This window comes from Streptomyces sp. Ac-502 (assembly GCF_045222935.1).
GTDB classification, from domain to species: Bacteria; Actinomycetota; Actinomycetes; order Streptomycetales; family Streptomycetaceae; genus Streptomyces; species Streptomyces monomycini.
Window position 1 is genome coordinate 5295977 of sequence record NZ_JBHFFO010000001.1, and the last position, 26245, is coordinate 5322221.

At 72.9% G+C, this 26245-nt stretch carries 22 protein-coding genes, 3 pseudogenes and 1 riboswitch; of the genes and pseudogenes, 16 read left to right on the forward strand and 9 right to left on the reverse strand.

Features of this window, described 5'->3' with window-relative positions; all coding sequences use genetic code 11:
- Positions 1 to 68 precede the first annotated feature (68 nt).
- Positions 69 to 1076, reverse strand: a complete 1008-nt coding sequence (locus ACEXOX_RS23900; protein ID WP_406523134.1) for a serine hydrolase — start codon at positions 1074 to 1076, stop codon at positions 69 to 71.
- 320 nt (positions 1077 to 1396) lie between these two features.
- Between ACEXOX_RS23900 and ACEXOX_RS23905 the strand changes: the two genes are divergently transcribed.
- The 4 genes from ACEXOX_RS23905 (at position 1397) to ACEXOX_RS23920 (ending at position 6056) form a co-directional block, all read left to right on the forward strand.
- Entirely contained in the window at positions 1397 to 2098 is a 702-nt protein-coding gene (locus ACEXOX_RS23905) for a response regulator (protein WP_406523136.1), read from the forward strand.
- Between the two features lie 218 nt (positions 2099 to 2316).
- Positions 2317 to 3237 carry a histidine kinase gene (locus ACEXOX_RS23910; RefSeq protein WP_406523138.1) on the forward strand — a complete coding sequence of 307 codons (921 nt, stop codon included), beginning with the start codon at positions 2317 to 2319 and terminating at the stop codon, positions 3235 to 3237.
- Complete coding sequence (locus ACEXOX_RS23915) at positions 3186 to 3554, forward strand: sensor histidine kinase (RefSeq protein ID WP_406523139.1); 369 nt, start codon at positions 3186 to 3188, stop codon at positions 3552 to 3554. Before ACEXOX_RS23910 ends, ACEXOX_RS23915 begins: the two co-directional genes overlap by 52 nt.
- A gap of 195 nt (positions 3555 to 3749) precedes the next feature.
- Positions 3750 to 6056: an MFS transporter gene (locus ACEXOX_RS23920; protein ID WP_406523141.1), complete on the forward strand. Its 2307-nt coding sequence runs from the start codon at positions 3750 to 3752 to the stop codon at positions 6054 to 6056.
- 242 nt (positions 6057 to 6298) lie between these two features.
- Here ACEXOX_RS23920 and ACEXOX_RS23925 read toward each other — a convergent pair whose 3' ends face one another.
- Positions 6299 to 6667 (reverse strand): DUF6344 domain-containing protein, encoded by a 369-nt coding sequence (locus ACEXOX_RS23925; protein WP_406523142.1) that lies wholly within the window; start codon positions 6665 to 6667, stop codon positions 6299 to 6301.
- Positions 6664 to 6849: a hypothetical protein gene (locus ACEXOX_RS23930; protein WP_406523143.1), complete on the reverse strand. Its 186-nt coding sequence runs from the start codon at positions 6847 to 6849 to the stop codon at positions 6664 to 6666. Before ACEXOX_RS23930 ends, ACEXOX_RS23925 begins: the two co-directional genes overlap by 4 nt.
- 380 nt (positions 6850 to 7229) lie before the next feature.
- Here ACEXOX_RS23930 and ACEXOX_RS23935 point away from each other — a divergent pair, with 380 nt between their 5' ends.
- Together ACEXOX_RS23935 and ACEXOX_RS23940 are read left to right on the forward strand one after the other, a co-directional pair.
- Entirely contained in the window at positions 7230 to 8612 is a 1383-nt protein-coding gene (locus tag ACEXOX_RS23935) for an alkaline phosphatase (protein WP_406523145.1), read from the forward strand.
- Between the two features lie 369 nt (positions 8613 to 8981).
- A complete protein-coding gene (locus ACEXOX_RS23940; protein ID WP_406526448.1) occupies positions 8982 to 9437 on the forward strand; it encodes a tellurite resistance TerB family protein in 456 nt (151 codons plus the stop codon).
- Between the two features lie 132 nt (positions 9438 to 9569).
- Here ACEXOX_RS23940 and ACEXOX_RS23945 read toward each other — a convergent pair whose 3' ends face one another.
- Positions 9570 to 10145: a TerD family protein gene (locus ACEXOX_RS23945; protein WP_406523146.1), complete on the reverse strand. Its 576-nt coding sequence runs from the start codon at positions 10143 to 10145 to the stop codon at positions 9570 to 9572.
- A gap of 341 nt (positions 10146 to 10486) precedes the next feature.
- Here ACEXOX_RS23945 and ACEXOX_RS23950 point away from each other — a divergent pair, with 341 nt between their 5' ends.
- The 4 genes from ACEXOX_RS23950 (at position 10487) to ACEXOX_RS23965 (ending at position 13863) form a co-directional block, all read left to right on the forward strand.
- Positions 10487 to 10882, forward strand: coding sequence for a BlaI/MecI/CopY family transcriptional regulator (locus ACEXOX_RS23950; RefSeq protein WP_406526449.1), 396 nt, complete (start codon positions 10487 to 10489; stop codon positions 10880 to 10882).
- Between the two features lie 3 nt (positions 10883 to 10885).
- Positions 10886 to 11851, forward strand: coding sequence for a M56 family metallopeptidase (locus ACEXOX_RS23955; protein ID WP_406523148.1), 966 nt, complete (start codon positions 10886 to 10888; stop codon positions 11849 to 11851).
- A gap of 193 nt (positions 11852 to 12044) precedes the next feature.
- On the forward strand, positions 12045 to 12299 hold the full coding sequence (locus tag ACEXOX_RS23960) for a hypothetical protein (RefSeq protein WP_406523150.1): 255 nt from the start codon (positions 12045 to 12047) through the stop codon (positions 12297 to 12299).
- 232 nt (positions 12300 to 12531) lie between these two features.
- Entirely contained in the window at positions 12532 to 13863 is a 1332-nt protein-coding gene (locus ACEXOX_RS23965; protein WP_406526450.1) for an LCP family protein, read from the forward strand.
- A gap of 122 nt (positions 13864 to 13985) precedes the next feature.
- On the opposite strand, the gene cobN is transcribed toward ACEXOX_RS23965, so the two are convergent.
- A complete protein-coding gene (gene cobN / locus ACEXOX_RS23970; protein WP_406523151.1) occupies positions 13986 to 17657 on the reverse strand; it encodes a cobaltochelatase subunit CobN in 3672 nt (1223 codons plus the stop codon).
- A 54-nt stretch (positions 17658 to 17711) separates the two neighbouring features.
- Positions 17712 to 17784: riboswitch (cobalamin riboswitch) on the reverse strand.
- Positions 17785 to 17889: 105 nt separating this feature from the next.
- Between cobN and cobG the strand changes: the two are divergent.
- The 4 genes and pseudogenes from cobG (at position 17890) to ACEXOX_RS23990 (ending at position 22372) form a co-directional block, all read left to right on the forward strand.
- Positions 17890 to 19432 (forward strand): annotated as a pseudogene (gene cobG / locus ACEXOX_RS23975) (precorrin-3B synthase).
- 55 nt (positions 19433 to 19487) lie between these two features.
- Positions 19488 to 20120 (forward strand): precorrin-8X methylmutase, encoded by a 633-nt coding sequence (locus ACEXOX_RS23980; protein ID WP_406523152.1) that lies wholly within the window; start codon positions 19488 to 19490, stop codon positions 20118 to 20120.
- Between the two features lie 98 nt (positions 20121 to 20218).
- Positions 20219 to 21657: pseudogene (gene cobJ / locus ACEXOX_RS23985) on the forward strand (precorrin-3B C(17)-methyltransferase).
- Positions 21658 to 22039: 382 nt separating this feature from the next.
- On the forward strand, positions 22040 to 22372 hold the full coding sequence (locus ACEXOX_RS23990; RefSeq protein WP_406523153.1) for a hypothetical protein: 333 nt from the start codon (positions 22040 to 22042) through the stop codon (positions 22370 to 22372).
- A 62-nt stretch (positions 22373 to 22434) separates the two neighbouring features.
- Here ACEXOX_RS23990 and ACEXOX_RS23995 read toward each other — a convergent pair whose 3' ends face one another.
- The 3 genes from ACEXOX_RS23995 to ACEXOX_RS24005 are packed head-to-tail and all read right to left on the reverse strand — an operon-like array spanning position 22435 to position 23572.
- Positions 22435 to 22575, reverse strand: a complete 141-nt coding sequence (locus ACEXOX_RS23995; protein WP_406523155.1) for a hypothetical protein — start codon at positions 22573 to 22575, stop codon at positions 22435 to 22437.
- On the reverse strand, positions 22550 to 23110 hold the full coding sequence (locus ACEXOX_RS24000) for a glycine-rich domain-containing protein (RefSeq protein WP_406523156.1): 561 nt from the start codon (positions 23108 to 23110) through the stop codon (positions 22550 to 22552). Before ACEXOX_RS24000 ends, ACEXOX_RS23995 begins: the two co-directional genes overlap by 26 nt.
- 12 nt (positions 23111 to 23122) lie before the next feature.
- Positions 23123 to 23572, reverse strand: a complete 450-nt coding sequence (locus ACEXOX_RS24005) for a hypothetical protein (RefSeq protein ID WP_406523157.1) — start codon at positions 23570 to 23572, stop codon at positions 23123 to 23125.
- 63 nt (positions 23573 to 23635) lie between these two features.
- Here ACEXOX_RS24005 and ACEXOX_RS24010 point away from each other — a divergent pair, with 63 nt between their 5' ends.
- Positions 23636 to 24103 (forward strand): hypothetical protein, encoded by a 468-nt coding sequence (locus ACEXOX_RS24010; RefSeq protein ID WP_406523158.1) that lies wholly within the window; start codon positions 23636 to 23638, stop codon positions 24101 to 24103.
- A gap of 25 nt (positions 24104 to 24128) precedes the next feature.
- On the forward strand, positions 24129 to 25460 hold the full coding sequence (locus ACEXOX_RS24015) for a hypothetical protein (RefSeq protein WP_406523160.1): 1332 nt from the start codon (positions 24129 to 24131) through the stop codon (positions 25458 to 25460).
- A 10-nt stretch (positions 25461 to 25470) separates the two neighbouring features.
- Here the strand turns inward: ACEXOX_RS24015 and ACEXOX_RS24020 are convergent.
- Positions 25471 to 26237: pseudogene (locus ACEXOX_RS24020) on the reverse strand (cobalt-precorrin-6A reductase).
- Positions 26238 to 26245 lie beyond the last annotated feature (8 nt).

The following is a 26245-nucleotide window of genomic DNA, read 5'->3' on the forward strand; positions in this document are numbered from 1 at the left end:
GCGGTCGCGCCCTGTCGTGTCCGTACCGGTGTCGGAGTCGTTGCCGGTGTCGGTGCCGGTGGGACGGATCAGTCGCGCTGGGTGTTCGCCGGGAGGGCGCGCAGCTTCAGGGACTTCGCCTTGGTGGTGCCGAAGCCGTGGTCGAGCAGCTTAGCGGCGTCGGCGTAGCGGTCCTTGCTGTTGAGGACGGTGCCGTAGAGGGTCTTGTCGCCGCGGGTGGCGGCGAAGACCAGGCAGTCGCCGGCCGGGGTGGTGGTGCCGGTCTTGATGCCGGTCACGCCGTCGTACGAGCCGAGCAGCTGGTTGGTGTTGTTCCAGGTGTAGTAGCGGGTGCGACCGTTGGCCGCGGGTGCCTCGCCCTTGTACTGCTTGGTCTTGACGACCGTGCGGAACGTGTCGTTCTGCATGGCGTGGCGGGCGAGCTTCACCAGCTCGTCGGGGGTGCTGGCGTCGGTGCCCGCGCCGTCGAAGGAGTCGAATTTGGTGTGGCTGAGGCCGAGTTCGCCGGCCTTGTCGTTCATCTGGGCGATGAAGGACGCGGTGCGCTCGTCGTTGGTGCTGCCGGTGCCGAAGGTGTCGGCGAGGGCGTAGGCGGCGTCCGCGCCGGAGGGCAGCAGGGCGGCGTAGAGCAGCTGGCGGACGGTGAGCTTGTCACCGGTCTGGAGGTCCGCGGTGCTGGAGCCGTGCTGGGTGACGAAGTCCCGGTACTCCTGCTTGACGGGGACCCGCCGCTCCAGGTCGACACCCTTGGTGTCGAGCACCACGGAGGCGGCCATGATCTTCGCCGTGCTGGCTATGGGGCGGGCCGTGTCCGCCTCCTTGCCGAAGAGCGACCTGCCGGTCGCGCCGTCGACCAGGGCCGCGCCCTTGGCCGCGATGACGGGCGCGGTCTGGGCGGGCCGCGAGGTCTGCGGGGTCTGCCGGGTCTGGAAGGTGTGGGTGGAGGGGGCGTTCTGCGTGGGGGGTGTGGCCTGAGCGGCCTGCGCGGTCAGAGGGGAGAGAGCGAGCAGGGCGCCGCCTGCGACGGCTGCTACTCGCGAAGTCAGGACTCTTGCGGTCAAGTCGGAACGCTCCATCACTGTCGTGCTTCTTGACGAACTGTGCTCCCGTGCGGGACAAGCATGCAGAGGATGCCCTGTACATCAAACTGCACGGCCGGCGGTACGCGCTCGTCGGGCCCCGGCGCCGAACCCCGCGCCGGGCGAGCGACTTGCGGAAGTACGACGGCGGTTTGCCGGATACCGACGGACTCCACCGGATTGCCCCTGGGGTGTCAGAGGCACCGGGTAAGGTCCCGAAAACGGAGGGGCGTCATCGAGACGGCATAGCGCAGGCGTCGTGAGGCGCTGTGTACGGGGGCGGCACCCGGGAAGCGGCTGCCGCGGGGGAGGCTCGGATGCGCGTCGTCCTCGGGGAAGACCTGTTCCTCCTGAGGGAGGGCATGGAGCATCTGCTGACGGCGCACGGCTGCACGGTCGTCGCCTCCGTCGGCAGCGCGCCGGAGCTGTTGCGCGCACTGCTCGACGAGCGGCCCGACGTGGCCGTCGTGGACGTACGGTTACCGCCGGCCTTCTCCGACGAGGGCATCCAGGTCGCGCTGGAGGCCCGCCGCCGCGTCCCCGGCCTGCCGGTCCTGGTCCTGTCGCAGTACGTGGAGCAGCTGTACGCCCGCGAACTGCTCGCGGACGGCGCGGGCTCGGTCGGCTACCTGCTCAAGGACCGGGTGCTCGACAGCCGCCAGTTCATCGAGGCGGTGCGCCGCGTCGCTAACGGCGGTACGGCCATGGACCCCGCGGTCGTCGAGCGGCTGCTGCACAACGGGTCGCGCCGCGAGCCCCTGGACCTCCTCACCCGGCGCGAGCTGGAGGTGCTGGGCCTGATGGCCGAGGGCAGGTCGAACGCGGCCGTCGCCGAGTCGCTGTTCGTCACGCACAAGGCGATCGACAAGCACATCAACAGCATCTTCACGAAGCTCCAGTTGCTGCCGTCCAAGGACGACAACCGCCGGGTGCAGGCGGTCCTGGCGTACCTGACCTACGTGCACCACGACCCGGTCAGGCCGGGGGCGGCCACCGGCGCGGCCGTCGTGCGGAAGTAGGGCTAGCACCACTGATTACCGGCGCCGCGCGCCGGACGATGGACGCGTATGCGAATCCGTATGCGTACGACACCGCGCAGGCACCGCACCGAGCGACCGCCCCCGGGCTCCGGCCCGGGCACGCGCACCGACACGGAGACGAGTGAGATGGCCGAAGATCCAGGTCCGGTAAGCGACGTTCAGGGCGTGCGCCAGGGACGCGACTGGTTCACCGCCGGATGGTCGGCCATGGGGCGCGGCCTGAGCATGTTCTTCCTCGGTGTGCTCGCCGTCGTCCTCGCCTGGGTCGCCCTCGCCGGCATGTCCCTGGTGCTGGTCGGGTTCGGTCTGTTCCTCGTGCCGGGCCTGGTCGCGGTCCTGCGCCGGGCCGCGGGCGCGCAGCGGCGCCTGACCGGGAAGACGGGGGTGCCGATCGCCGCGCCGTACCGGCCCGTGCCCCGCGCGGGGGCGGCTGGAAGGGCGCCTGGCGACGCTGCGAGGCGGTCTTCACCGACAGCGCCACCTGGCGTGATGTGCTGTGGGCGCAGTGCGCCGTCACCGTGACGGGCCTCCTCGCGATCGTCCCGTTCGCGATGCTCGCGCACGGCCTGTTCGGGATGGCGCTGCCGTTTATCTGGGAGCCGGTGACCGGGGCCTGGGACGGCACCTGGTACCTGTTCGTGCCCGTGCGCGGCCAGGAGTCCGCCTGGATCGCCGCCGGCCTCGGCCTGGCCGAGATCCCCGTCGGCCTGCTGATCGCCCCGTACGTGCTGCGCCTGCACGCCCGCATCACGCGCTCCCTGCTGGCGCCCACCGCCAAGGCCGAGATGGGCTCGCGGGTGGCGCACCTGGCCCGTACCCGTACGGATGCCGTCGACTCGTCCGCGGCCGAGATCCGCCGTATCGAGCGCGACCTGCACGACGGGGCACAGGCCCGGCTGCTGGCCATGGGCATGAAGCTGGGCGCCGCCGAATCGCTTCTGGACGAGAACCCCGAGGCCGTCCGTACGCTGCTGGCCGAGACCCGTGACGCCTCCATGCGCGCGCTGGAGGAACTGCGCGACCTCGTCCGCGGCATCCACCCCCGGTGCTCGCCGACCGCGGCCTCGTGGACGCCGTCCGCTCGCTCGCCCTGGAGAGCCGCCTCCAGGTCCAGGTGACCGCGAATCTGCCGTCCCGCCCGGAACCGGCCGTGGAGTCCGCCGCCTACTTCGCCGTCTGCGAGTTGCTCACCAACGCCACCAAGCACTCCGGTGCACGGCGGGTGCTGGTCGACATCCAGTACCGCTCCGGCGCGCTGGCCGTCAGCGTCACCGATGACGGCAACGGCGGCGCGGGCCTGGAGAACGGCAGCGGCCTTCAGGGCATCCAGCGGCGACTGGCCGCCTTCGACGGCACCCTGGGCATCAGCAGCCCGGCGGGCGGCCCGACGATCGTCAGCTTCCAGGTGCCCTGCGTGTTGACGGTGATGTCCTGAGTCTGTGAGGTGACGGTCGACCACCCGCTCCCGGGGGTGGTCCGGGCATCTGGGCAATGACGCGTAAACCGGTCACTTGACGGCGAGTTGCGCATCGCGGACGGCCGCAGCGCGGCCTTTCAGCGGCCGTTGGAATGCCCACCACGGCAAAAGCGTTCAGGGGGCATCCACTTGTCCCCACCGGAGGCCCCACCTATGCCACAGACGACGGAACGGCGCACCGGGGAACCGGCGCGCACCGCCGCGCATCCCCTGCCCGACCCCACCGAAGCAGCCCTGGCAGCACCCGAAGGGGCCCGGCGGACCGGGAGCGGCGCCGTCGTCCCCGTCCTCGCCTTCGCCGGCATCGTCGTCGCCGTCATGCAGACGATGCTCGTACCGGTCATCAAGGACCTGCCGGCCCTCCTGGCCACCGCACCGAGCAACGCCACCTGGGTGATGACGGCGACGCTGCTCACCGGCGCCGTCGCCACCCCCATCATGGGCCGGCTCGGCGATCTGTACGGCAAGCGCCGGATGCTGCTGACGAGCCTGGCGTTCATGGTCGTCGGCTCGCTGATCTGCGGCTTCACGGTTGACATGACCACGATGCTGGTGGGCAGGGCGCTCCAGGGCTTCGCCATGGGCGCCATCCCGCTCGGCATCGGCATCATGCGCGACGAGCTGCCCCGCGAACGCCTCGCCTCGGCCATGGCGCTGATGAGTTCCTCCATCGGCGTCGGCGGCGGCCTCGCGCTGCCCGCCGCGTCCCTGGTCGCCCAGCAGGCCGACTGGCACGCGCTGTTCTTCGGCTCCGCGGGCCTGGGCGTGCTGGCCATACTGCTGAGCGTGGCCTTCGTCCCGGAGACCTCCGTACGGGCCACCGGCCGCTTCGACGTGTTCGGCGCCGTCGGACTGACCGTCGGCCTGGTCTGTCTGCTGCTGCCGATCACCAAGGGCAGTGACTGGGGCTGGGGTTCGCCCACCACGCTCGGGCTGTTCGGCGGCGCGGTCGCCCTCCTGCTCCTGTGGGGCGTCTTCGAACTCCGTGTCGCCGCACCGCTGGTGGACCTGCGCACCACCGCCCGCCGCGAGGTCCTGCTCACCAACCTCACGTCCATCATGGTCGGTGTCGCCTTCTACGCGATCTCCCTCGTCCTGCCGCAGCTCCTCCAGCTCCCGGCGTCCACCGGGTACGGCCTGGGCCGGTCGATGGTGGTGGCGGGCCTGTGCGTGGCCCCGCTCGGCCTGACGATGATGCTCACCGCCCCCGTGTACGCGCGCATCTCCGCCCGGCGCGGGCCCAAGGCCACCCTCATGCTCGGCATGCTGATCATCGCCGTCGGGTACGGCGCCGGGCTCGGCCTGATGAGCGCCGCCTGGCAGACCGTGATCATCTCGGTGATCGTGGGCGCGGGCATCGGCCTGGCGTACTCCTCGCTGCCCGCCCTGATCGTCGGCGCCGTCGACCCGTCGGAGACCAGCGCCGCCAACGGCCTCAACACCCTGATGCGCTCCATCGGCACGTCCGTGTCGAGCGCCGTCATCGGCATGGTGCTGGCCCACATGTCCGCCCCGGCGGGGGCCTCCTCGGTGCCGACCATGGCCGGGTTCCGCACCTCGTTCGCCATCGCCACCGGCGCGGTCGCCGTCGGACTCGTCCTGGCGGCGTTCCTCCCGTCCCAGCGCGCGACGTCCCGCCCGCAGCTGCTCGCGCGCGGCGGGGAGGAGAGCGGGGAGTTCGAGTCGGTCGCTCCGGGCGGCGGGGAGGGGACCGCGCCGGACGGCGGGAAGGGGGCCGCTCCGGGCGGCGGGAAGGGGGCCGCTCAGGGCGGCGGGAAGGCCGGCGTTTCGAACGGCGGAAGCGGCTCGGACGGCGGGAAGGACAGCGCTTCGGACGGCGGGCAGGGGAGCGTTTCGGACGGCGGGCATCCGACAGGTCCCGCGGGCGCCACCACGCCCGCGTCGACCCTCGTCACCACACCCGGGACCGGCTCCCGCCGCGTCCACGGCACCCTGCTCGGCGGCACCGACGGCACCCCGCTCGACGGCGGCCGCGTCGTCCTCACCGACGCGCACGGCGCGGTCGTGGCGACCACGACGGCCGACGCGCAGGGCGGTTGGGAGCTGACCGGACTCACGCCCGGTGACTTCACCCTGGTACTGAGCGCCGCGGGCCACCGCCCGCACGCGCGCTCCTTCACGTCTCCCGGCACACCCGCACGGCAGGATGCCCGGCTCGTCCCGGCGACCGCGGTCCGCGGCACCGTACGGGACCCGCACGGACGTCCGCTGCCGGACGCCGCCGTCACTCTTCAGGATCAGGGCGGTGCGTCCGCCCTCCACACCGTGACCGGTCCGGACGGCACCTTCGCCTTCACCGGTCTCGCTAGCGGCGCCTACACGCTGACGGCCGCCGGCTGTCCGCCGCACGCCGACCGGGTCACGCTCGCCGCCGGTGACCGGGAACGCCGCCTCGACCTCGACCTCACCCACGGAGCCGCCAAGAGGCCGCTTCCGTAAGCCGGCCGGGACCGGAGGAGCTGCTTCCGGTTTCCGGTACGTCCGCCGTCACGTCACCTGCGCCGTACGGCCCAGAAGGCTCACGGGCTCACGGGCTCACGGGCTCACGCGGAACGGTTCGGGCGCGCACTTCGATGCGGTTCGGGCGCGTACTCGGTACGGATCGGGCGCGTACTCGGTACGGATCGGGCGCGTACTCGGTACGGATCCTCGGCACGCCCCGCGCACGTACTCCGTACGGCTCAGGCCGGGCAGAGGACGCGCTCGGGGCGCCGGGCGGCGGGCACCGCGCCGCGGGGCGACGGCACCGCGGCGGCACGGGCCGGCGGGGCGCCCACGGGGGCGGTGTACGACGCGGAGTACGAGGCGGCGCGCGGGGTGTCGAAGGCGTCGGTCTGCACGCAGCGGGAGCTGGGTGCCGCGCCGTGCGCCTCGGCGCGGATGCGCTGCTTCATCGTCGGCGGAAGGGTCCGCCCGTACATCATCCGGGGTGCGGCGAACAGTGGCGCGGCGCCCGGGCACCCGAAGTCACGCTCGGCGTGCGGGCTTTCGGCAGCGCCCGTCGCCGGGTACGGCGCCGCGTGCGTCCTGCTGCCGGGCGGCGCGGTCACCTCCCTCGCCCCGGCGGAGAGCGCGGCGGCCGTGCCGCGCGCCTCCCCTCGGCGGGGGCGGGGATCGTGGCGAAGGCCACGGAGGAGGCCGCGGCGGGGGTGCGGAACCCCAGGGCGGCGAGGAACTTGACGATGACGACGAGGAAGGCGGTCCAGAGTTTCGTGACCTTGGTGGTGGCCATGATCCCTCTCTTCTCTGCTCGGTCCTGCGGTGGTTCCGGGCCGTCGGGGCGGCGCCGCGGTGAAGCGGTGGCGCGGCGCCGCTGAGGCGCTTGTCCCGATGACCGATTTGCGTACTTTCCTCATGATGTGTAGACGCCGCCGGAAGACGAGCACCGGCCACCGCGATTCGCCGTTCTTCGGATGAACACCACCCGGTCGGCCCATCCCGGCTCGCGCCGGCCGGTCGGTCCGTGCCCGCCGCACCTCGCGCCCTCCCGCATCCGTGCCCTCCGTTGGGGTGGCGGCGGCCGGAGCGCCGTGTGGTGGTCACCCCGCATTCACCGGGGGCTGGTGGGCTTCGCTGCGTCGGCATCCGGCCGGCGTACGAAGAGGAGTACTCATGCGAAGACTGCGCCTGTCCCGCCGCAGCGTCATCACCGGTGCCGCCGTGGTGCTCGCCACCGCGGTGGCCGTACCCGCGGGAGCCGCCGCGTTCGGGTCCGAGGACCAGGCGGAGCGGGCGGTCAGGGGCGGAGCGGCGAAGAACGTCATCCTGCTGATCGGCGACGGGATGGGCGACAGCGAGATCACCCTGGCCAGGGACTACACCGTGGGCGCCGCCGGACGGCTGAACATGGACAAGTTCCCGATGACCGGCACCTACACGACGTACGCCGTGGACAAGCGGAAGAAGCCGGACTACGTCACGGACTCCGCGGCCAGCGGCAGCGGCTGGGCCACCGGCCACAAGACGGTCAACGGCCGGATCTCCAAGACGCCGGACACCGACAAGGCGCTGCCGACGATCCTGGAGCTGGCGCAGCAGAACGGTTACGCCACCGGCTCCGTCACCACCGCCGAGCTGACCGACGCCACCCCGGCCGTGCTCGCCTCGCACGCCACCGACCGCAGTTGCCAGGGCCCGGCCGACATGGCCAAGTGCCCCACCGACAAGATCAGCAAGGGCGGCCCCGGCTCGATCGCCGAGCAGAGCGTCAACCACAAGGTGGACGTGCTCCTCGGCGGCGGCAGGCAGCGCTTCGACCAGAAGATCACCGAAGGCCCGTACAAGGGCCTGACGGTGGCCGAGCAGGCCCGCAAGCTGGGCTACCAGGTCGTCACGGACCGCGACGCGCTCAAGCGGGTACGGAGTGTCGCGCACGGCAAGCCGGTGCTCGGCCTCTTCGCGCCGGGCAACGTGCCCGTGGAGTGGACCGGCAAGACCGCCGCCGTCGGCGGTACCGACCCGCAGCGGTGCACCACCGGCAACCCGCAGCGGCCCCAGGGCACGCCCGCCCTGGACGAGCAGGCGGCCAAGGCCATCCAACTGCTGGAGAAGAAGCAGAAGGCGCAGCGCGGCCACGGCCGGGACAAGGGCTTCTTCCTCCAGGTCGAGGGCGCCTCGATCGACAAGCAGGACCACGCGGCCGACCCCTGCGGGCAGATCGGTGAGACCGCGGCGTTCGACCGCGCGGTGAAGGTGGCCCGCGACTACGCCGCCAAGCACCCCGACACACTCGTGGTCACCACCGCCGACCACGGCCACTCCAGCCAGATCGTGCCGCTGGACGCCAACCCGCCCGGCCTCTCCTCGACGCTCGTCACCGACGAGGGCGGCAAGCTGAAGGTCAACTACTCGACGAACACGCCGGGCAAGTCGCAGGAGCACACCGGTACGCAGGTCCGGATCGCCGCGCAGGGCCCGCAGGCGTACCGCGTCCTCGGTGTCACCGACCAGACGCAGCTGTTCAGCACCCTGCGCACCGCGCTGCGACTGCGCTGACGGACGGCGGGCGGGCGGCGGACTGCGGAGTCCGGGCTGCGGACTGCGGGCTGCGGGCTGCGGACTGCTGACTGCTGACTGCTGACTGCTGACTGCTGACTGCTGACTGCGAAGTCCGGCCGCCTGAGGTCTCCCGAGGGGGCTTTACGGGGGACGGGGGACGGGGGAACGGGGATGTGAAGGGCCGGGGCCGGTGCCCCGGCCCTTCACACGTGCACGGCCGTCCCGGTCCGGACCGCCCACACTCACTGCCCGCGCTCGCCGCCCCCGCGGCCCACCGCCCCGACGCACCAGAATCTACAACGCTGTAGATTTTACTCGCGCATGACTCGACCGGCAGCGATGCGCGGGAACGACAAGGAGATCCACATGGCTCTGTGGGACCGGATCAAGGATTCCGCCCAGACGATGCAGACCCAGCTCGTCGCGAAGAAGAACGAACTGAAGAGCGGCGCCTTCCGGGACGCGAGCATGGCGATGTGCGCGCTCGTCGCCGCCGCCGACGGGCACGTCGACCCCTCCGAGCGGCAGCGGGTCGCCCAGCTCATCGCCACCAACGAGGTGCTGGGGAACTTCGACGCCGACGATCTGCGCCGGCGCTTCGACACCTACCTGGACAAGCTGACCGCCGACTTCGACTTCGGCAAGGTCGGCCTCATGCAGGAGATCGGCAAGGTGAAGAAGAAGCCGGTCGAGGCGCGCGCCGTCATCCAGATCGGCATCGTCATCGGCGGCGCCGACGGCGACTTCGACAAGACCGAGCAGGCCGTCGTGCGCGAGGTCTGCTACGCGCTGGACATCCCGCCGGCCGAGTTCGACCTCTGACCGGAGCGCGTCACTCGGGCGCGTCACACGGGCGCGTCACTCGGGCGCGCCGCACGAGCGCGTCATACGGCGGCGGGCCCGCGGCACACCTGCCGCGGGCCCGCCGTCGTACCGCTCGTCTCCGGACACGGGTCAGACGTTGACGCCGAAGTCCGCCGCGATGCCGGCCAGGCCGGACGCGTAGCCCTGGCCGACGGCGCGGAACTTCCACTCCGTGCCGTGCCGGTACAGCTCGCCGAAGACCATGGCGGTCTCGGTGGAGGCGTCCTCGGTCAGGTCGTAGCGGGCCAGCTCATTGCCGTCGGCCTGGTTGACGACGCGGATGAACGCGTTGCGGACCTGGCCGAAGCTCTGGCCGCGGGTCTGCGCGTCGTGGATGGACACCGGGAAGACGATCTTGGTGACCTCGGCGGGCACGCCCGCCAGGTTCACGTTGACGGACTCGTCGTCGCCCTCGCCCTCACCGGTCAGGTTGTCGCCGGTGTGCTGGACCGAGCCGTCCGGGCTGGTGAGGTTGTTGTAGAAGACGAAGTGCCGGTCCGAGACGACCTTGCCCGACTCGTTGCACAGCAGGGCGCTCGCGTCCAGGTCGTAGTCGGCGCCGGTGGTCGTACGGACGTCCCAGCCGAGGCCCACCGTCACGGCGGTCAGGCCGGGCGCCTCCTTCGACAGCGAGACGTTGCCGCCCTTGGCCAGCGAGACTCCCATGGATGTTCCTCCCGGGTCGGGATGCGGCCCGCCGTGTGCGGCGGGCCACAAAATCTACAGTGCTGTAGAAGATGACGAACGGGAAGCGGGACGCGTTCCCGGACCGCTCAGTAGGATGCGGCGACGCCCCCGCCGCGCGGGGCGTACGGCACGAACGGAAGGCGACGGCGATGAACGGGGACCCCTTCGACGGCCGTACGGGCAGGCTCGGCGGCCATACGGGCGGACCCGGCAGCCGTACGGGCGGGCCGGACGGCCGTACGGGCGGTCCCGGCGACCATCCCGGCGGATTCGACAGCCCGGGCGGCCGCGACCGTGCGCGCCGCCGGGGCCAGGGCGAGCTGGAGGCCCAGGTACTCGCCGCGCTGCGCCAGGCGCCCGGCCCGGCCACCGCCGCCTGGGTGCAGGACCACCTCGGTGACGACCTCGCGTACACGACGGTGATGACGATCCTCTCCCGCCTGCACGCCAAGAAGGCCGTCACCCGCGAACGCGTCGGCCGCTCCTACGTGTGGACCCCGGCCGCCGACGAGGCCGGGCTCGCCGCGCTGCGGATGCGCCGCGTCCTGGACAGCGAGTCCGACCGGGACGCCGTCCTGGCCAGCTTCGTCTCGGCGCTCTCCGCCCAGGACGAAGAGCTGCTGCGCACCCTGCTGGAGCGCGCCACCGGCGAAGACCCCGGCCACACCACCGGCCCCGGCCCCGGCACGGGCCGCCCCCGCACGGAGACTGACTGACCCATGGGCGTGTTCGTCTTCCTCCCGCTCGTCCTGCCGCTGACCGCGCTGCCGATCGCCCGCCTCGCCGGCCAGCATCTGCACCCGCGCAGCACCACCCGTCTGCTGACCGCCCTGTCCGTGGTCCTCGGTGTGTGCAGCACGCTGTGCCTGGGGCTGCTGATGGTGGTGGGCACCGCCCAGCTCCCCGGCAACCCGCTGCCCGACGGCTGGTCCGACCCGGAGGTGCGCGCGGCGGTGCCGTTCGCCGAGGTGGCCGGTACGGCGGCGATCGCCGCGCTCGCCGCCGTCCTGGCGGCCGGTGGCACCGAGCTGCGCCGCCACTACCGCGTCCGCTCCCGTACGCACCGCGCGCTGGACGGCCTGCCGTCCGCCACGGAACTGGCGGTACTGCCCGACGATTCCCCGTACGCCTACGCCGTACCCGGCCTGCCCGCCCGCCCCGGCAGGCCCGCGCGGCCCGGCCGGATCGCCGTCTCCCGCGGCATGCTGTGCAGCCTGGACAGCGACGAGCGGCGCGCGCTGCTCGCCCACGAGCGCGCCCACCTGACGGAGCGCCACCACCGCTTCCAGCTCGCCGTACGGCTCGCGGGCTGCGCCAACCCGCTGCTGCGGCCGCTGCGTACGGCGGTCGCCTTCAGCGCCGAGCGCTGGGCCGACGAGGAGGCGGCGCGGACCGTCGGCGACCGGCGGCTGACCGCGCGGGCCGTCGGCAAGGCCGCCCTCGTCTCCCGGCCCACCCCCGGGCCCGTACTGGCGGGCTTCGCCACCCCGGAGCCGGGCCCCGTGCCGCGCCGGGTGGCGGCGCTCCTCGGCCCGGCGCCGACGGCCCGCAGCTGGCCGCCCGCCCTCACCCCGGCGGGTCTGGCCGCCCTGGTGGCCGCCGCGGGCACCGCCGCCTCGGCGCTCTCCTCGCTCAACGCGGCGGTGGCCCTCTTCCTCGTCCTCAAGGCGGCCACGCCGCTCTGACGCCCCGCCGGCCGGTCCCCGCCGGCCCGTACCCCCGTCAGCCCCCCACCCACCGGTCCCCGTCAGCCCGTTCCCCGCCCTTTCCCCGCCACCCCGATGTGATCCGCCCCACACCCGCTAGCTTCTACAGCCCTGTAGAACTGGGCTGTAGAGTGCGCCGAAACGTGCGCAACGGACGTGGCCGGAGGGGGAGATGACGACGAGGTCCGGGCCCCCGCCGGGAGGCGGCCCTCCTCCGGAGGCGGAGGTGCGCTGGGTCTACCAGCCGGTGGAGCTGCAACACCCCGACGGCGGGTGGGAATTGGGCCGCATCACTGCCTGGTGGCGGGACGGGGCAGGCGAACTGTGGTGCAGGTTGCGTACGATGCGCGGCAGCGGCGGCAGTTGCCCGCAGTGGTTTCCGTACGACCCCGACCGGATTCTCGTTCTGCCGAGCACGGGCATCTGACGCACCAGAAGGACCATAGAGCGTGCAAGACAGGCACCGGCCCCGGCGGGGCGCACCCTCCGGCCAGACCGGCACTTCCGTCACCTCCGGCCCCACGGGCCGCACCGGCCCCGGCAGCTCCGCCGGCCGCACCGGCCCCGGCGGGGGCTCCCGCCGGGCCGGCCGCGCGGGCTCCGGCGGCTCCCGCCGTGCCGCCGGATCCGGCCGCGGGCGCAAGCCCGGCAAGGCCCGGATGACCCGGCGCGGGCGCATCCTCGCCTGGACCGGCGGCATCATCGGCGTCCTGCTGCTGATCACGGCCGGGGTCGGCGGCTGGGTCTACTTCAAGCTGGACGGCAACATCCACGGCGCGGACGTCGGCAGCCGTCTCGGCGGCGACCGCCCCGCCAATCTCAGCCCCGGGTCCAAGAACATCCTCGTCGTCGGGTCGGACAGCCGTGCGGGCGCCAACGCCAAGTACGGCAAGAACCTGGACACGATGCAGTCGGACACCCTGATGGTGCTGCACATCGCCGCCAACCGCGAGTGGGCCACCGCCGTCTCCTTCCCACGGGACTCCTGGGTGTCCATCCCGTCCTGCGACAGCGGCAACGGCCGGAAGTCCAAGCCCCACCACTTCAAGATCAACGAAGCGTTCACCATCGGCGGCGAGGGCGGTGACGTCGCCAGCGCGGCGGCCTGCACGATCAAGACCGTCGAGAAGAACACCGGGCTGCGCATCGACCACTTCGTCTCGGTCGACTTCCAGGGCTTCAAGGGCATGGTCAACGCGCTGGGGGGCATAGAGGTCTGCCCGAAGACCGCGATCCACGACAAGAAGGCCCACCTGGACATGGAGGCGGGCTGCCAGAACGTCCAGGACGAGAAGGCGCTCGGCTACGTCCGTACCCGCTACAGCGTCGGCGACGGCTCCGACCTGGGCCGCATCGGCCGCCAGCAGGAGTTCATGAAGGCGCTCGGCGAGAAGGCGCAGTCCAAGCTGACCAGCCCCGGCGCGCTGTACGACTTCCTCGACTCGGCCACCAAGTCGATCACCACGGACAACGACCTGGCGGGCGTCAAACCGCTGTCCGAGCTGGCCTCCACGGTCAAGGACGTGCCCAGCAACCGGCTCACCTTCCTGACCGTGCCGAACTACCCGCGCGAGGCGGACGTGCCCACCGACAAGGCGAACGTGGTGTGGCAGTACCCGCAGGCCGGCGGTCTCTTCAGCGACCTGGCGCACGACAAGGAGATCGACAAGGACAAGCTGGCCGCCGAGGGCAAGAAGCTCGTCACGGCGCGCTCGGTGAAGGTACGGGTCCTCAACGGCACGGGGAGGACGGGTTACGCGGCCGAGGTGGCGGCGGACCTGCGCAAGATGGGCTTCACGGTCGTCTCCACCGACAACGCGCCCCCCGGCAGCGAGACGGCCATCACCTACCCCGCGGCGCTGGAGGCGCAGGCCAAGGTGCTTTCCGCCCGGCTCGCGGGTGCCAAGACGGAGAAGTCGGCGGACGCGACGGCCGCCGGTCCCGGCGTGGTGACGCTGACGGTCGGCGACGGGTTCAGTACGACGGGCTGACCCCCTCCCGCGACGTACGGCACCGTCGTCGCACGTCACCGTCGCGCAGAAGCCGGAGCGCCGGACAGGCTGACCACTCAGCCCGTCCGGCGCTCCGGCTTCTGCCTACGCCTGAGCGCCCGTCAGCTCTTCTCCTCCAGGTCGCCCTCGGTCTCCAGGAACGCCTCCCGGAGCGCCGTCAGCGTCTCCTTGTCCGGCTCGGCCCACATGCCGCGCGACTCCGCCTCCAGAAGGCGTTCCGCGATGCCGTGCAGGGCCCAGGGGTTGGCCTCCTGGAGGAACGCGCGGTTCTCCGGGTCCAGGACGTACGTCTGGGCGAGCTTGTCGTACATCCAGTCGGCGACGACGCCGGTCGTGGCGTCATATCCGAACAGGTAGTCGACGGTCGCGGCGAGTTCGAAGGCGCCCTTGTAGCCGTGGCGGCGCATCGCCTCGATCCAGCGCGGGTTGACCACGCGGGCACGGAAGACCCGGGAGGTCTCCTCGACCAGCGTGCGGGTGCGGACCGTCTCGGGGCGCGTCGAGTCGCCGATGTACGCCTCGGGCGCGGTGCCCTTGAGCGCGCGCACGGTCGCGACCATGCCGCCGTGGTACTGGAAGTAGTCGTCCGAGTCGGCGATGTCGTGCTCGCGGGTGTCGGTGTTCTTCGCCGCCACCGCGATCCGCTTGTACGCGGTCTCCATCTCCTCGCGCGCGGGGCAGCCCTCCAGGCCGCGCCCGTACGCGTACCCGCCCCACACCGTGTAGACCTCGGCGAGGTCGGCGTCCGTACGCCAGTCACGCGAGTCGATGAGCTGGAGCAGGCCCGCGCCGTACGTGCCGGGGCGGGAGCCGAAGATGCGGGTGGTGGCGCGGCGCTCGTCACCGTGCGCGGCCAGGTCGGCCTGGGCGTGCGCGCGCACGTAGTTGACGTCGGCGGGCTCGTCCAGGGACGCGGCGAGCCGTACGGCGTCGTCCAGCAGGCCGATGACGTGCGGGAACGCGTCGCGGAAGAAGCCGGAGATCCGCAGCGTCACATCGACGCGCGGGCGCCCCAGTTCGTCCGCCGGGATCGGCTCCAGGCCGGTCACCCGGCGCGAGGCGTCGTCCCACACGGGCCGGATGCCGAGCAGCGCCATCGCCTCGGCCACGTCGTCACCGGACGTACGCATGGCGCTCGTCCCCCACAGGGACAGGCCCACCGAGGTCGGCCAGTCGTCGTGGTCGGCGCGGTAGCGCTCCAGGAGGCTGTCGGCGAGGGCCTGGCCGGTCTCCCAGGCCAGCTTGCTGGGGACGGCCTTGGGGTCGACCGAGTAGAAGTTACGGCCGGTCGGCAGGACGTTGACCAGACCGCGCAGCGGCGATCCGGACGGGCCCGCCGGGACGAAGCCGCCGGCCAGCGCGTGCACCGCGTGGTCGATCTCGTCGGTGGTGGCGGCCAGGCGCGGCACGACCTCGCGAGCGGCGAAGGCGAGGATCGCCGCCACCGGCTCGCGCTGATCGTCCGGCAGCTCGGCGGTGACCCGCTCGACGGCCGCCAGGTCCCAGTCCGCGTCGTCCATGGCCTGCACCAGGCCGCGGGCCTGCTCCTCGACCGCGTCGGCGGTCGTGCGGGTCGCGGCCGACTCGTCCAGGCCCAGCGCCTCGCGCAGGCCCGGCAGCGAGGACGTGCCGCCCCAGATCTGGCGGGCCCGCAGGATGGCGAGCACGAGGTTGACGCGGGCCTCACCGGCGGGCGCGCCGCCGAGGACGTGCAGTCCGTCGCGGATCTGCGCGTCCTTGACCTCGCACAGCCAGCCGTCGACGTGCAGCAGGAAGTCGTCGAAGCCCTCGTCGTCCGGGCGCTCCTCCAGGCCGAGGTCGTGGTGGAGCTTGGCGGCCTGGATCAGCGTCCAGATCTGGGCGCGGATGGCGGGCAGCTTGGCCGGGTCCATGGCGGAGATCGCCGCGTACTCGTCCAGCAGCTGCTCCAGGCGCGCGATGTCGCCGTACGACTCGGCGCGGGCCATCGGCGGCACCAGGTGGTCGACGAGGGTGGCGTGCACCCGGCGCTTGGCCTGGGTGCCCTCGCCCGGGTCGTTGACCAGGAACGGGTAGATCAGCGGCAGGTCGCCGAGGGCCGCGTCCGGGCCGCAGGCGGCGGACAGGCCGGCGTTCTTGCCGGGCAGCCACTCCAGGTTGCCGTGCTTGCCCAGGTGGACCATGGCGTCGGCGCCGAAGCCGCCGTCCTCCTGGGAGGCGGCGATCCAGCGGTAGGCGGCCAGGTAGTGGTGCGAGGGCGGCAGATCGGGGTCGTGGTAGATCGCGATCGGGTTCTCGCCGAAACCGCGCGGCGGCTGGATGAGAATGAGCAGATTGCCGCGGCGCAGCGCCGCCAGCACGATGTCGCCGTCCGGATTCCGGCTCCGGTCCACGAACATCTCGCCGGGCGGCGGGCCCCAGTGCTCCTCGACCTGCTCGCGCAGTTCCTTCGGCAGCGTGCCGTACCAGCGCTTGTAGTCGGCGGCCGGGATACGGACGGGATTGCGGGCCAGCTGCTCCTCGGTGAGCCACTCCTGGTCGTGGCCGCCCGCCTCGATCAGCGCGTAGATCAGCTCGTCGCCGACGCCGGACTCCAGACCGGGTACGGGCTCGTCGCCGTAGTCGTAGCCCTCTTCACGGAGGCGGCGCAGCAGCGCCACCGCGCTCGCCGGGGTGTCCAGGCCCACCGCGTTGCCGATGCGGGAGTGCTTGGTCGGGTACGCGGACAGCACCAGCGCCAGGCGCTTGTCGGCGGGGGCGATGTGGCGCAGCCGGGCGTGGCGTACGGCGATGCCGGCGACCCGGGCGGCGCGCTCGGGGTCGGCGACGTACACCGGCAGGCCGTCCTCGTCGGTCTCCTTGAAGGAGAACGGGACGGTGATCAGCCGGCCGTCGAACTCCGGCACCGCGATCTGGCTGGCCGCGTCCAGCGGCGACAGGCCCTCGTCGTTCTCCTCCCAGGCGCTGCGCGGCCCGGTCAGGCACAGGGCCTGGAGGATCGGCACGTCCAGCGCGGCCAGCGCGCCCGCGTCCCAGGACTCGTCGTCGCCGCCGGCCGACGCCTCGGCGGGCTTGGTGCCGCCCGCCGCCAGCACGGTCGTCACGATGGCGTCGGCGGCCCGCAGCTCCTCGATCAGCTCCGGCTCGGGCGCCCGCAGCGAGGCGACGAACAGCGGCATCGGGCGGCCGCCGGCCTCCTCGATCCGCTCGCACAGCGACTCTATGAAGCCGGTGTTGCCGCTCATGTGGTGGGCGCGGTAGTAGAGCACGGCGACCAGCGGGCCGGTCGCGGCGCCCGTGTCGTCCGTACGGGCCACGACCTCCGCGCCCGTACGCGCCTCGGCCGCCAGGTGCTTCGAGCGCTCCAGGTGGCCCCAGGAGGGCGCGGCGGCCGGCGGCTCGAAGCCGTGGCCGGTCAGCAGCACGGTGTCGGACAGGAAGCGGGCGAGCTGCTCCAGGTTGGCGGGGCCGCCGTGCGCCAGGTAGGCGTGCGCCTCGGCCGCGATGCCGATGGGGACGGTGGACGCCTCCATGAGCTGCGCGTCCGGCGCCTGTTCACCGGTGAGCACCACGACGGGCCGGGTCTGGCCGGCGGCGAGGAGCTGGTCCAGGCCCTCCTGCCAGGCGCGCAGGCCGCCGAGGAGACGGACGACGACCAGGTCGGCGCCGTCCAGCAGGGCGGGCAGCTCGGCGAGGTCGAGACGGGCGGGGTTGGCGAGCCGGTACGGCACGGGACCGGCGGCCGCGCGGGCGCTCAGCAGGTCGGTGTCGGACGTCGACAGCAGCAGGATCATGGCGGCGTCTGGCCTTCCTCGGGGTCCGCGCCCCGGGCGGTTCACGGACGGCGGGAGTTCCTGGCTCGCCCGGCGGTGGCCGGGCTCACAGTGGCGGGACCGCGCCGGGTTTCCACCGGGCTTCCTCCCTTGGCGCCGTCGCTGGCGTCCGGTGGGTCAGCTGACCCACCGACCTGCATAGTAGAGGCTGCGATCGAACGGCGGGCGGCAGACCGTACAGACCATCGTCGGTATGCTCGCCGCCATGCCGCCCACCCCCGCGATACCCCCGCACCGGGACGAACCCCTCGTACGGGACAGCGGTGCTGCCCGCGTACAGGAGCGTGGCGATGCCGTGGAGGCCGGCGGAGAGGCCGTGGAGCCCCGCGGAGAGGCCGTACGGGAGCGTGCGGACGCCCAGGTGCAGGACCGTGCGGACACCCGCGTACCGGCCGCACCGGCCCGTGGAGACACCCCCGTACGCGACCGTGGGGACGCCTGCCCCGGCGCGCTGCGGCTGCACTCCGCCGCCGACGGTTCGCTGGCCCGACTCCGGCTCCCCGCCGGTCTCCTGACCGCACCTCAGGCACGCGCCCTCGCCGACGCCGCGGACCGCCTCGGCGACGGCCACCTCTCCCTCACCTCCCGCGGCAACGCGGAGCTGCGCGGCCTGGGCGACGGCTGCGCCGCGCCGCTCGCCGACCTGCTGCGCGCCGCCGGTCTCCTCCCCTCCGACCAGCACGAACGCGTCCGCAACATCGTCGCCTCCCCGCTCGCGGGCCTGGACGGACAGGGCGCCGACGGCGGCGCCCCCGTCCAGGAGTGGGCCCGTGAGCTGGACCGCCTGCTGTGCGCGAGCGACGCGGCCCCCGCCCTCTCCGGCCGCTTCCTCTTCGCGCTGGATGACGGCCGCGGCGACGTGGCCGCGCTCGGCGGCGATGTGACGTTGGTCGCAGAACCCGGCGGCACGGCGCTGCTGCGCCTCGGCGACGACTCCGAGGCCCTGCGCCTCCCCGGCAGCGAGGCCCCCGCGCCGCCCGCACCGCCGCAGAAGCGTTCCTCGCGGTCGCCCACGAGGCCGGCCACGGCTCCTGGCGCGTCCGGGAACTCCCGCCCGGCCACGACGCCACCGCCGTACGCGCCCTCCTCCGCGACCAGCTCCCGCAGCCGTACGAAACGACCACGTCCCCGGCACCTACCGCACCCCACCCGCCTCGCCCCGGCGTCCTCACCACCCCCGACGGCACCCGGGCCGCCCTCTCCCTCCTCGCCCCCTCGGCCGCCTCACCACCGCCCAGCTGCGGCGGCTGGCCGACGTGGCGGCCCAGGACGGCCTCGGCGAACTCCGTATGACACCCTGGCGCGGCGTGGTCCTGCCCGGCCTCTCGCCCGGGACGGCCGGCCCCCGGCTGCGCGAACTGGCCACGGCAGGCCTGGTCACCGATCCGGCCTCCCCCTGGTACGGGCTCGGCGCCTGCACCGGCCGGCCCGGCTGCGCCAAGTCCCTGTCCGACGTACGGGCGGACGCCGTGACCGGCCTTCGTACGGACAGCACCGGCGGCCCACCCCAGGGCGCCACCGGGCTCCTCCCCGTCCACTGGTCGGGCTGCGCCCGCCGCTGCGGCCACCCGCACGGCGCATGGGTCGATGTCGTCGCCACCGGCGACGCCTACGAGGTGTCCGTACGGGGCACCCGGCTCGCGGCGCCCGCCACGGCCACCGTCCCCCTGACCGAACCCGGCCGCCTCGCCGACGCCGTCGCGTCGGCCCGCGCGGCCGGCCGCACCACGCCATGACGGCCACCCGCACACCTGACATGACCGATGACATGACCGAGGGCAACGAAACACAGTGAGCGAGTTCGACTACGAGAAGGACGGCGCGGAGATCTACCGCCAGTCCTTCGCCACCATCCGCGCCGAGGCGGACCTCGCGGACCTGCCCGACGACGTCAGCCGGGTCGCCGTCCGCATGATCCACGCCTGCGGCATGACCGACCTCGTACGCGACCTGGCGTACTCCCCGAAGGTCGTCGCCAGCGCGAGCGAGGCCCTGCGCAACGGCGCCCCGATCCTCTGCGACGCCAACATGGTCGCCAGCGGCGTCACCCGCAAGCGGCTGCCCGCGGACAACGAGGTGCTCTGCACCCTCGCCGACCCGTCCGTACCGGACCTGGCCAAGCGGATGGGCACCACCCGCAGCGCCGCCGCCCTCGAACTGTGGCGCGACCGCCTGGACGGCGCGGTGGTCGCCGTCGGCAACGCCCCCACCGCCCTCTTCCGCCTCCTGGAGATGATCGAGGAGGGCGCGCCCCGCCCGGCCGCCGTCATCGGCATCCCGGTGGGCTTCATCGGCGCGGCCGAGTCCAAGGACGCGCTGGCCCAGCACCCCGCGGGCCTGGAACACCTGGTGGTACGCGGCCGGCGCGGCGGCAGCGCCATGGCCGCGGCAGCGATCAACGCGATAGCGAGCGTGGAAGAGTGACCGAGCAGCACACCGCAGGCCGCCAGGCCGAGCAGTCCTCCGCCCCTGCCCCGGGCCGCCTGTACGGGGTCGGCCTCGGCCCCGGCGACCCGAACCTGATGACGCTGCGCGCCGTCGAGGTCATCTCCTCCGCCGACGTGATCGCGTACCACAGCGCCCGGCACGGCCGCTCGATCGCCCGCTCCATCGCCGAGCGTCACATCCGCCCGGACCACCACGAAGAACCCCTGATCTACCCGGTCACCACCGAGACGACCGACCACCCCGACGGCTACCGGGGCGCCCTCAACGACTTCTACACCGAGGCCGCCGCCCGCCTCGCCGCGCACCTCGACGCGGGCCGCACCGTCGCCGTACTCGCCGAGGGCGACCCCCTCTTCTACGGCTCGTACCAGCACATGCACCAGCGTCTGGCCGACCGCTACGAGACCGAGGTCATCCCCGGCGTCACCTCCGTGAGCGCCGCGGCAGCCCGCCTCGGCAAGCCCCTGTGCGAAGCCGACGAGGTCCTCACCATCCTCCCCGGCACCCTGCCCACCGAGGAACTGACCGCCCGCCTCGCCGCCACCGACGCCGCCGTCGTCATGAAGCTCGGCCGCACCTTCCCCTCCGTGCACCAGGCCCTCACCGACTCCGGCCGCCTCCCGGAGGCCGACTACGTCGAACGCGCCACGATGCCCGGCGAACGCACGGCGCCCCTCGCGGAGGTGGACCCGTCCACCGTCCCCTACTTCTCCGTCGCCGTCGTCCCCAGCCGCATCGCCACCCCGCCCCCGGCCCCCGCCACCGGCTCGGTCGTGGTCGTCGGCACCGGCCCGGCAGGCCCGCTGTGGCTCACCCCGGAGTCCCGCGGCGCCCTCGCCTCCGCCACCGACCTCGTCGGCTACACCACCTACCTGGACCGCGTCCCCGTACGCCCCGGCCAGGAGCGCCACGCCTCCGACAACAAGGTCGAGTCCGAACGCGCCGAACTCGCCCTGGACCTGGCCCGCCGCGGCCGCCGGGTCGCGGTCGTCTCCGGCGGCGACCCCGGCGTCTTCGCCATGGCCACGGCCGTCCTCGAAGTAGCCGCCCAGCCCGCCTACCGGTCCGTCCCCGTCCAGGTCCTCCCCGGCGTCACCGCCGCCAACGCGGCCGCCGCCCGCGCCGGCGCCCCCTCGGCCACGACTACGCGGTCATCTCCCTCTCCGACCGCCTCAAGCCCTGGGACGTCATCGCCGACCGCCTCCACGCGGCCGCCTCCGCCGACCTGGCGATGGCCCTCTACAACCCCGGCTCCCGCACCCGCACCTGGCAGGTCGCCAAGGCCCGCGAACTCCTCCTGGAACACCGCGCCCCCGACACCCCGGTGGTCATGGCCCGCGACGTCGGCGGCCCGACGGAGTCCGTACGCGTCGTCCCCTTGGCCGACCTGGCCCCCGAGGAGGTCGACATGCGCACGATCCTCCTGATCGGCTCGTCGCAGACGGAGTCGGTACGGCGCGAAAACGCCGACCGGGACACGGTCTGGACGCCACGGCGGTACCCGGAGAAGTAAGAGCCCGCGCGACGGGCGGGGCCGGCAAACACCCCGGTCCGCCCGTCCCGGCCGCCCCGTCCGCCCCGCTCCCTCCGGTCGAACACCCGCCAAAAGGTCCCCACCCAGCAGGCGATTCCAGCCACCCCCGAACCATCCCGCCCGCCGATCACTTAATCTCGGCGCGGCCCCGCCAACCCGGCGAACCGCTCAACGGGGCACACAAACGGGGACAGCACCACATGACCGGCAGATCCACCAGCGAGCACACACACTTGCGCACCGCCGTCGCCACCACCACGGCACTCCTGCTAGCAGCCACAGCCACCGGCTGCGCCACCGAAAACGAACGCTGCGGCCCGGCCCCCTCGTCGCGCTACCGCGCCACGGACCTCCACGGCACGTGGACCGCCTTGAAGGGCCACCTCAAACTCAGCGACCTCGGCGGAAAACTGGGCCAGACCTTCAGCTCCCAGGGCTGGCCGAAGAACGCCACCCTCGACCAGACCGTCAACGACGCCCCCTCGAAGGCGGCCTCTTCGGCAAGGGCACCTGGTCCCTCTCCACCGACCACACCACCCTGACCCTCACCTTCGACCGCCTGGACGCCGACCTGGAACGCAGCACCCTCCACACCCTGCGGATCGGCGAGGAGAAGAACCACCCGGTCCTCTACACCCGGGTCGGAGACCCGAAGGAGTGCCACGTCTTCACGCTGACGCGGCAGGGCGACTGAGCCGGGGCAGGACGACGAGCCGTGGTGGCCGGACCCGCCCCCGGGCCCGGCCACCCGCTCATTCAGTCCTCGTCGCCGCTCTCCGGCACAGGGACGACGAATCCCCTCAGCAGCCGGGGCAACCGGCCTTCTTCCGCCTCGGCACGCTGTCGGGCCCGCAGGTCCGCGACGACCTGCTCATAGCGCGGATCGATCCACTCCACGCGTCACCTCCTGACGGTCGGCGCCGCGCGCCGACTGCCCCGGTTTCCTGGGCATGGGGCCGGGCCGCGGAGACGGCCCGATCGGTCCGCAGCCGCCGGGCGGCGTGTGCCCGCAGTCGGCGGCCACCGTCACGAGTTCTTCGGCAGGCGTACGCCACAATTCCCCGTCGACCATGAATCCGGCCTCCCCCATGAGGGCTGTCGTGTGGTCGATGACCGTTTGCGGCTGGCGTCGCGGGTCCGGCGGCTGCGGGTAGTGGTGGACAAATCCGCCGAGCCGGTCACACAGCGCGGCATAGGATTTCGTGTGCAGAATCAGCGCGTGCCAGCCCTCGTCGACGACGCGGGACGGCGCGATGGCCGCACCCCGGTACCGAGCAGCCGTGGCCACGAATGCCAATGCCTGTACGAGAATGCGCTCTGCCGTGAGCCGGGGCATTCCGCGGTTACCGGTGGCGATGGTGTCGCGCACGGCCAGGAATTCCGCTGTGGGCAGCAGCGCGCGAGCAGGATTTCCCCTGTACGTCTTCTCCACGTGACTCCGCCCCTACCAGCAGCCCACGCCGGACAGCACTGCCCGCCGCCGTTCGTCCGACTCGTCGAAAGTCGTCGCCGTGCAGCCTCCCGTCTGTGCCACCAGCTCCTGCTGCCGCAGACGCACCTCGTCGGCCTGGGCCAGCCGCCCCCAGTTGTGCACCAGGCAGATCACTTTCCGCCGTTCCGCCTGTGGCCGCATGGCGTCGAGGAGGTCGTGGAAACGCGGCCGCTGGACGCCGATGGCGTGGTCACCGAAGTCGACCCACGTACCGGCCACTTCCCAGCCCCACCGGGTGGCGTAGTTCTGGCATCCGACGAGGCGCAGGTCCAGCAGACTGTGCGACCTTGTCGCGCTGCGGTCGTAGATGAAGGCGAGCGGCGGACCCGTCCGCGCCGTTCCGGTCCGGGTGTTCTCGTTGCAGTCGGCCGTACCGCACGCCGACGATGCTTTCGTGTCCATGCACCGATTCCAGCTCCGCTTCGGCGGACGCGGCAGACGACAACCTGTGACACGGAGTTGATCATGCCTGAAACCATCGCCATCACCGGTACGCGTTCCACCGGCCACCACCCGGACCAGTGGTACGCGACGGCATTCGGCTCCTATCTCGCGCCGTTCGCCGGCCCCCGGGCGCACTTCTTCCTGGGCGGTGCCGAAGGCGTCGATTCTCTGGCACTGATGTGGCTGGCGGCCAACAGCCGCTCCGCCATCACCGTGGTGGTACCGGCGACCGTCGCGCAGCAACCGGAAGCGGCCCGAGCGGCCGTCGAGCGAAGCCGGAGCCGTATCACCGACATCGTGGAATTACAGTCTCCCGGGCTTCATCGCACCGCGTATCACGCACGTAACCGCTGGATGGTGGACCGGAGCGAACTCACCATCGGATTCCCCTTGGCAGCCCCGGACGGGACGACCAGCCGGACCGGCACCTGGCAAACCCTCGACTATACGGCTTCACTGGGTAAGCCCCGCCTCATCGTGCCGATTTGAGCTGCCGTACGGGCATCATGAGCCCATGAACGCGCGTGACACCGCGGTTGCCGCCCGCACGCTGAAGCGCTTGCGCACGTCCCGTGGCTGGTCGCTGGCCGGCCTCGCCCGGGCCCTCGACGGCATCGCCTCAGGACTGGGCGTCCCCCTGGCCGCTTCCACGGCCGGCGTGCAGCGCAGCGTGGCCCGTTGGGAGAGCGCCACCTCACCCGTCCGCCCCAGCCACCACTACCAACTCCTCCTGGCCCACGTCTACGCGCGCCAGGGCGGCGCCCCGCACCTCGGGCCCGGAAGCGACTTCGCCGAACTCCTCGCCGCGCTGGCGCACTACGGCGAGAGCGAACACCAACTGAACGAGCTGCGCTTGCTGATCACCCGTACGGTGACCGTCGGCAACGGCGGCCTGCTCGCCCTCCTCGGCCCGCGCTCCCAAGCCAGGATCGCCGAAGCCCTCGGAGGCCCCGCCGGCATCGACGCCTCCCTGTTCGACGATCTGAACTCCGCGGTCGACCACGCGAACCGGCACGTGGGCGCCCTCCCCTTCGTACGGCTCCAACTGCTGCTCTCGCCCGTCGTCGAGACGTGTCGCCGCCTCCTCGCCGGCGACCTGCCGCCCCCGCTGCTCCCCGCTCTCCGTACCGTCGCGGCCCGGACCTTCACCCTCGCCGGCCGCATCGCCTTCGAGACCCACGACGACGCCACGTCACACGTCCTGTACGCCGCGGCCATCGAAGCCACCGAACACCTCCCCACCTGGCACCGCGCGGTCGTGCGCATGAGCCACGCCCTTGTCACGCTCTACTCCACGCCCGGCACCGACGCCACCCGCGTACTCGTCGACGCCGCCATCCGCGACGCGCGCACGGGGGACGCCCCCGCCGTACGCGGCCGCGCCCACGCCCTGCACTCGGAGATCGCCGCCCGCTCCGGCGACCGGCGCGTAGCGCTGACCGCGCTCTCCCTGGCCCGGCACGACGTCGGTGGCGGACCCGAGTGCGGCCCGTCAGGCCTGCCGTTCTCCCCCGGCCACCTCCGAGGCTTCGAAGGTCTCTGCGCACTCCACACCGGAGACGCCGAAACAGCCGAGTCCCTCTTCGCCGGCGCGGCAGCGGCCCTGACGCACCCCCGCGACCGCCTGCAACGCACCATCGTCACCACCGACCAGGCACTCGCACGTATCCAGTGTGGCGACCCGGTTGCGGGCACCGCTCTTCTGCACACCTGCGCCGACGAACTGACCACCACCGGCGGCCGAGTCCCCGCCCTGCGCCTGCGCAGCGCCCGCCACGCACTCCGCCCCTGGCACGGTGAACACTTCGTGGCGGAACTGGACGACCATCTCCTCACCCTGCGCTAGCGCCGCGCGCTCACAGCCCCGCCAGCCAGTCGACCGCCTGACCCGGACTCTCGACGACCGGGACGCCGGGCGGTACCGGCGGCCTCTGTACGACCACCACCGGCACCCCCGCCTCCCGCGCCGCCGTCAGTTTCGGGGCGGTGGCCGTCGCGCCGCTGTCCTTCGTCACCAGGACGTCGACGCGGTGGTCGCGGAGGAGGGCGCGTTCGCCTTCGAGGGTGAAGGGGCCTCGGGCGAGGACGGTCCGCATGTGGGGTGGGTGGGGTGGTTCCGGAGCGTCCACGGAGCGGACGAGGAACCAGAGGCCGGTGAGGTGGGCGAAGGTGGCGAGGCCCATGCGGCCGGTGGTGAGGAAGACGCGGTGGCCGAGGGTGGGGAGGGTGGCGGCGGCCTCTTCGAGGGAGGCGACCGGGTGCCAGTCGTCACCCGGGCCGGGGACCCAGCCGGGCCTGCGGAGGGCGAGCAGGGGAACATGGGCGGTGGCGGCCGCCTGTGCCGCGTTGAAACTGATCGTGCCGGCGAAGGGATGGGTGGCGTCGATGAGCGCGTCCACCGCGTGCTCGCGCAGCCAGTGTGCGAGGCCGTCCGGGCCTCCGAATCCGCCGACGCGGACCTCTCCGGCCGGGAGCCGGGGGCGGCCACCCGGCCTGCCAGGGATGTCGTGACGCGCCAGTCGGGCCGTCGGTCCGCCAGGCCGGCGGCCAGCCGGCGGGCCTCGGTCGTGCCGCCGAGGATCAGAACGTGGGGGACGCGTACGGCTCCGGCGGGGACGCTCATGGCGGGCG

Bases quoted from the DNA above. Each gene is read 5' to 3' on its own strand.
- ACEXOX_RS23900 (WP_406523134.1), bottom strand. From the start codon at position 1,076: ATGGAGCGTTCCGACTTGACCGCAAGAGTCCTGACTTCGCGAGTAGCA.
- ACEXOX_RS23905 (WP_406523136.1), top strand. From the start codon at position 1,397: ATGCGCGTCGTCCTCGGGGAAGACCTGTTCCTCCTGAGGGAGGGCATG.
- ACEXOX_RS23910 (WP_406523138.1), top strand. From the start codon at position 2,317: ATGGTCGGCCATGGGGCGCGGCCTGAGCATGTTCTTCCTCGGTGTGCT.
- ACEXOX_RS23920 (WP_406523141.1), top strand. From the start codon at position 3,750: ATGCCACAGACGACGGAACGGCGCACCGGGGAACCGGCGCGCACCGCC.
- ACEXOX_RS23930 (WP_406523143.1), bottom strand. From the start codon at position 6,849: ATGGCCACCACCAAGGTCACGAAACTCTGGACCGCCTTCCTCGTCGTC.
- ACEXOX_RS23935 (WP_406523145.1), top strand. From the start codon at position 7,230: ATGCGAAGACTGCGCCTGTCCCGCCGCAGCGTCATCACCGGTGCCGCC.
- ACEXOX_RS23940 (WP_406526448.1), top strand. From the start codon at position 8,982: ATGGCTCTGTGGGACCGGATCAAGGATTCCGCCCAGACGATGCAGACC.
- ACEXOX_RS23945 (WP_406523146.1), bottom strand. From the start codon at position 10,145: ATGGGAGTCTCGCTGGCCAAGGGCGGCAACGTCTCGCTGTCGAAGGAG.
- ACEXOX_RS23955 (WP_406523148.1), top strand. From the start codon at position 10,886: ATGGGCGTGTTCGTCTTCCTCCCGCTCGTCCTGCCGCTGACCGCGCTG.
- ACEXOX_RS23960 (WP_406523150.1), top strand. From the start codon at position 12,045: ATGACGACGAGGTCCGGGCCCCCGCCGGGAGGCGGCCCTCCTCCGGAG.
- ACEXOX_RS23965 (WP_406526450.1), top strand. From the start codon at position 12,532: ATGACCCGGCGCGGGCGCATCCTCGCCTGGACCGGCGGCATCATCGGC.
- cobN (WP_406523151.1), bottom strand. From the start codon at position 17,657: ATGATCCTGCTGCTGTCGACGTCCGACACCGACCTGCTGAGCGCCCGC.
- ACEXOX_RS24005 (WP_406523157.1), bottom strand. From the start codon at position 23,572: ATGGACACGAAAGCATCGTCGGCGTGCGGTACGGCCGACTGCAACGAG.
- ACEXOX_RS24010 (WP_406523158.1), top strand. From the start codon at position 23,636: ATGCCTGAAACCATCGCCATCACCGGTACGCGTTCCACCGGCCACCAC.
- ACEXOX_RS24015 (WP_406523160.1), top strand. From the start codon at position 24,129: ATGAACGCGCGTGACACCGCGGTTGCCGCCCGCACGCTGAAGCGCTTG.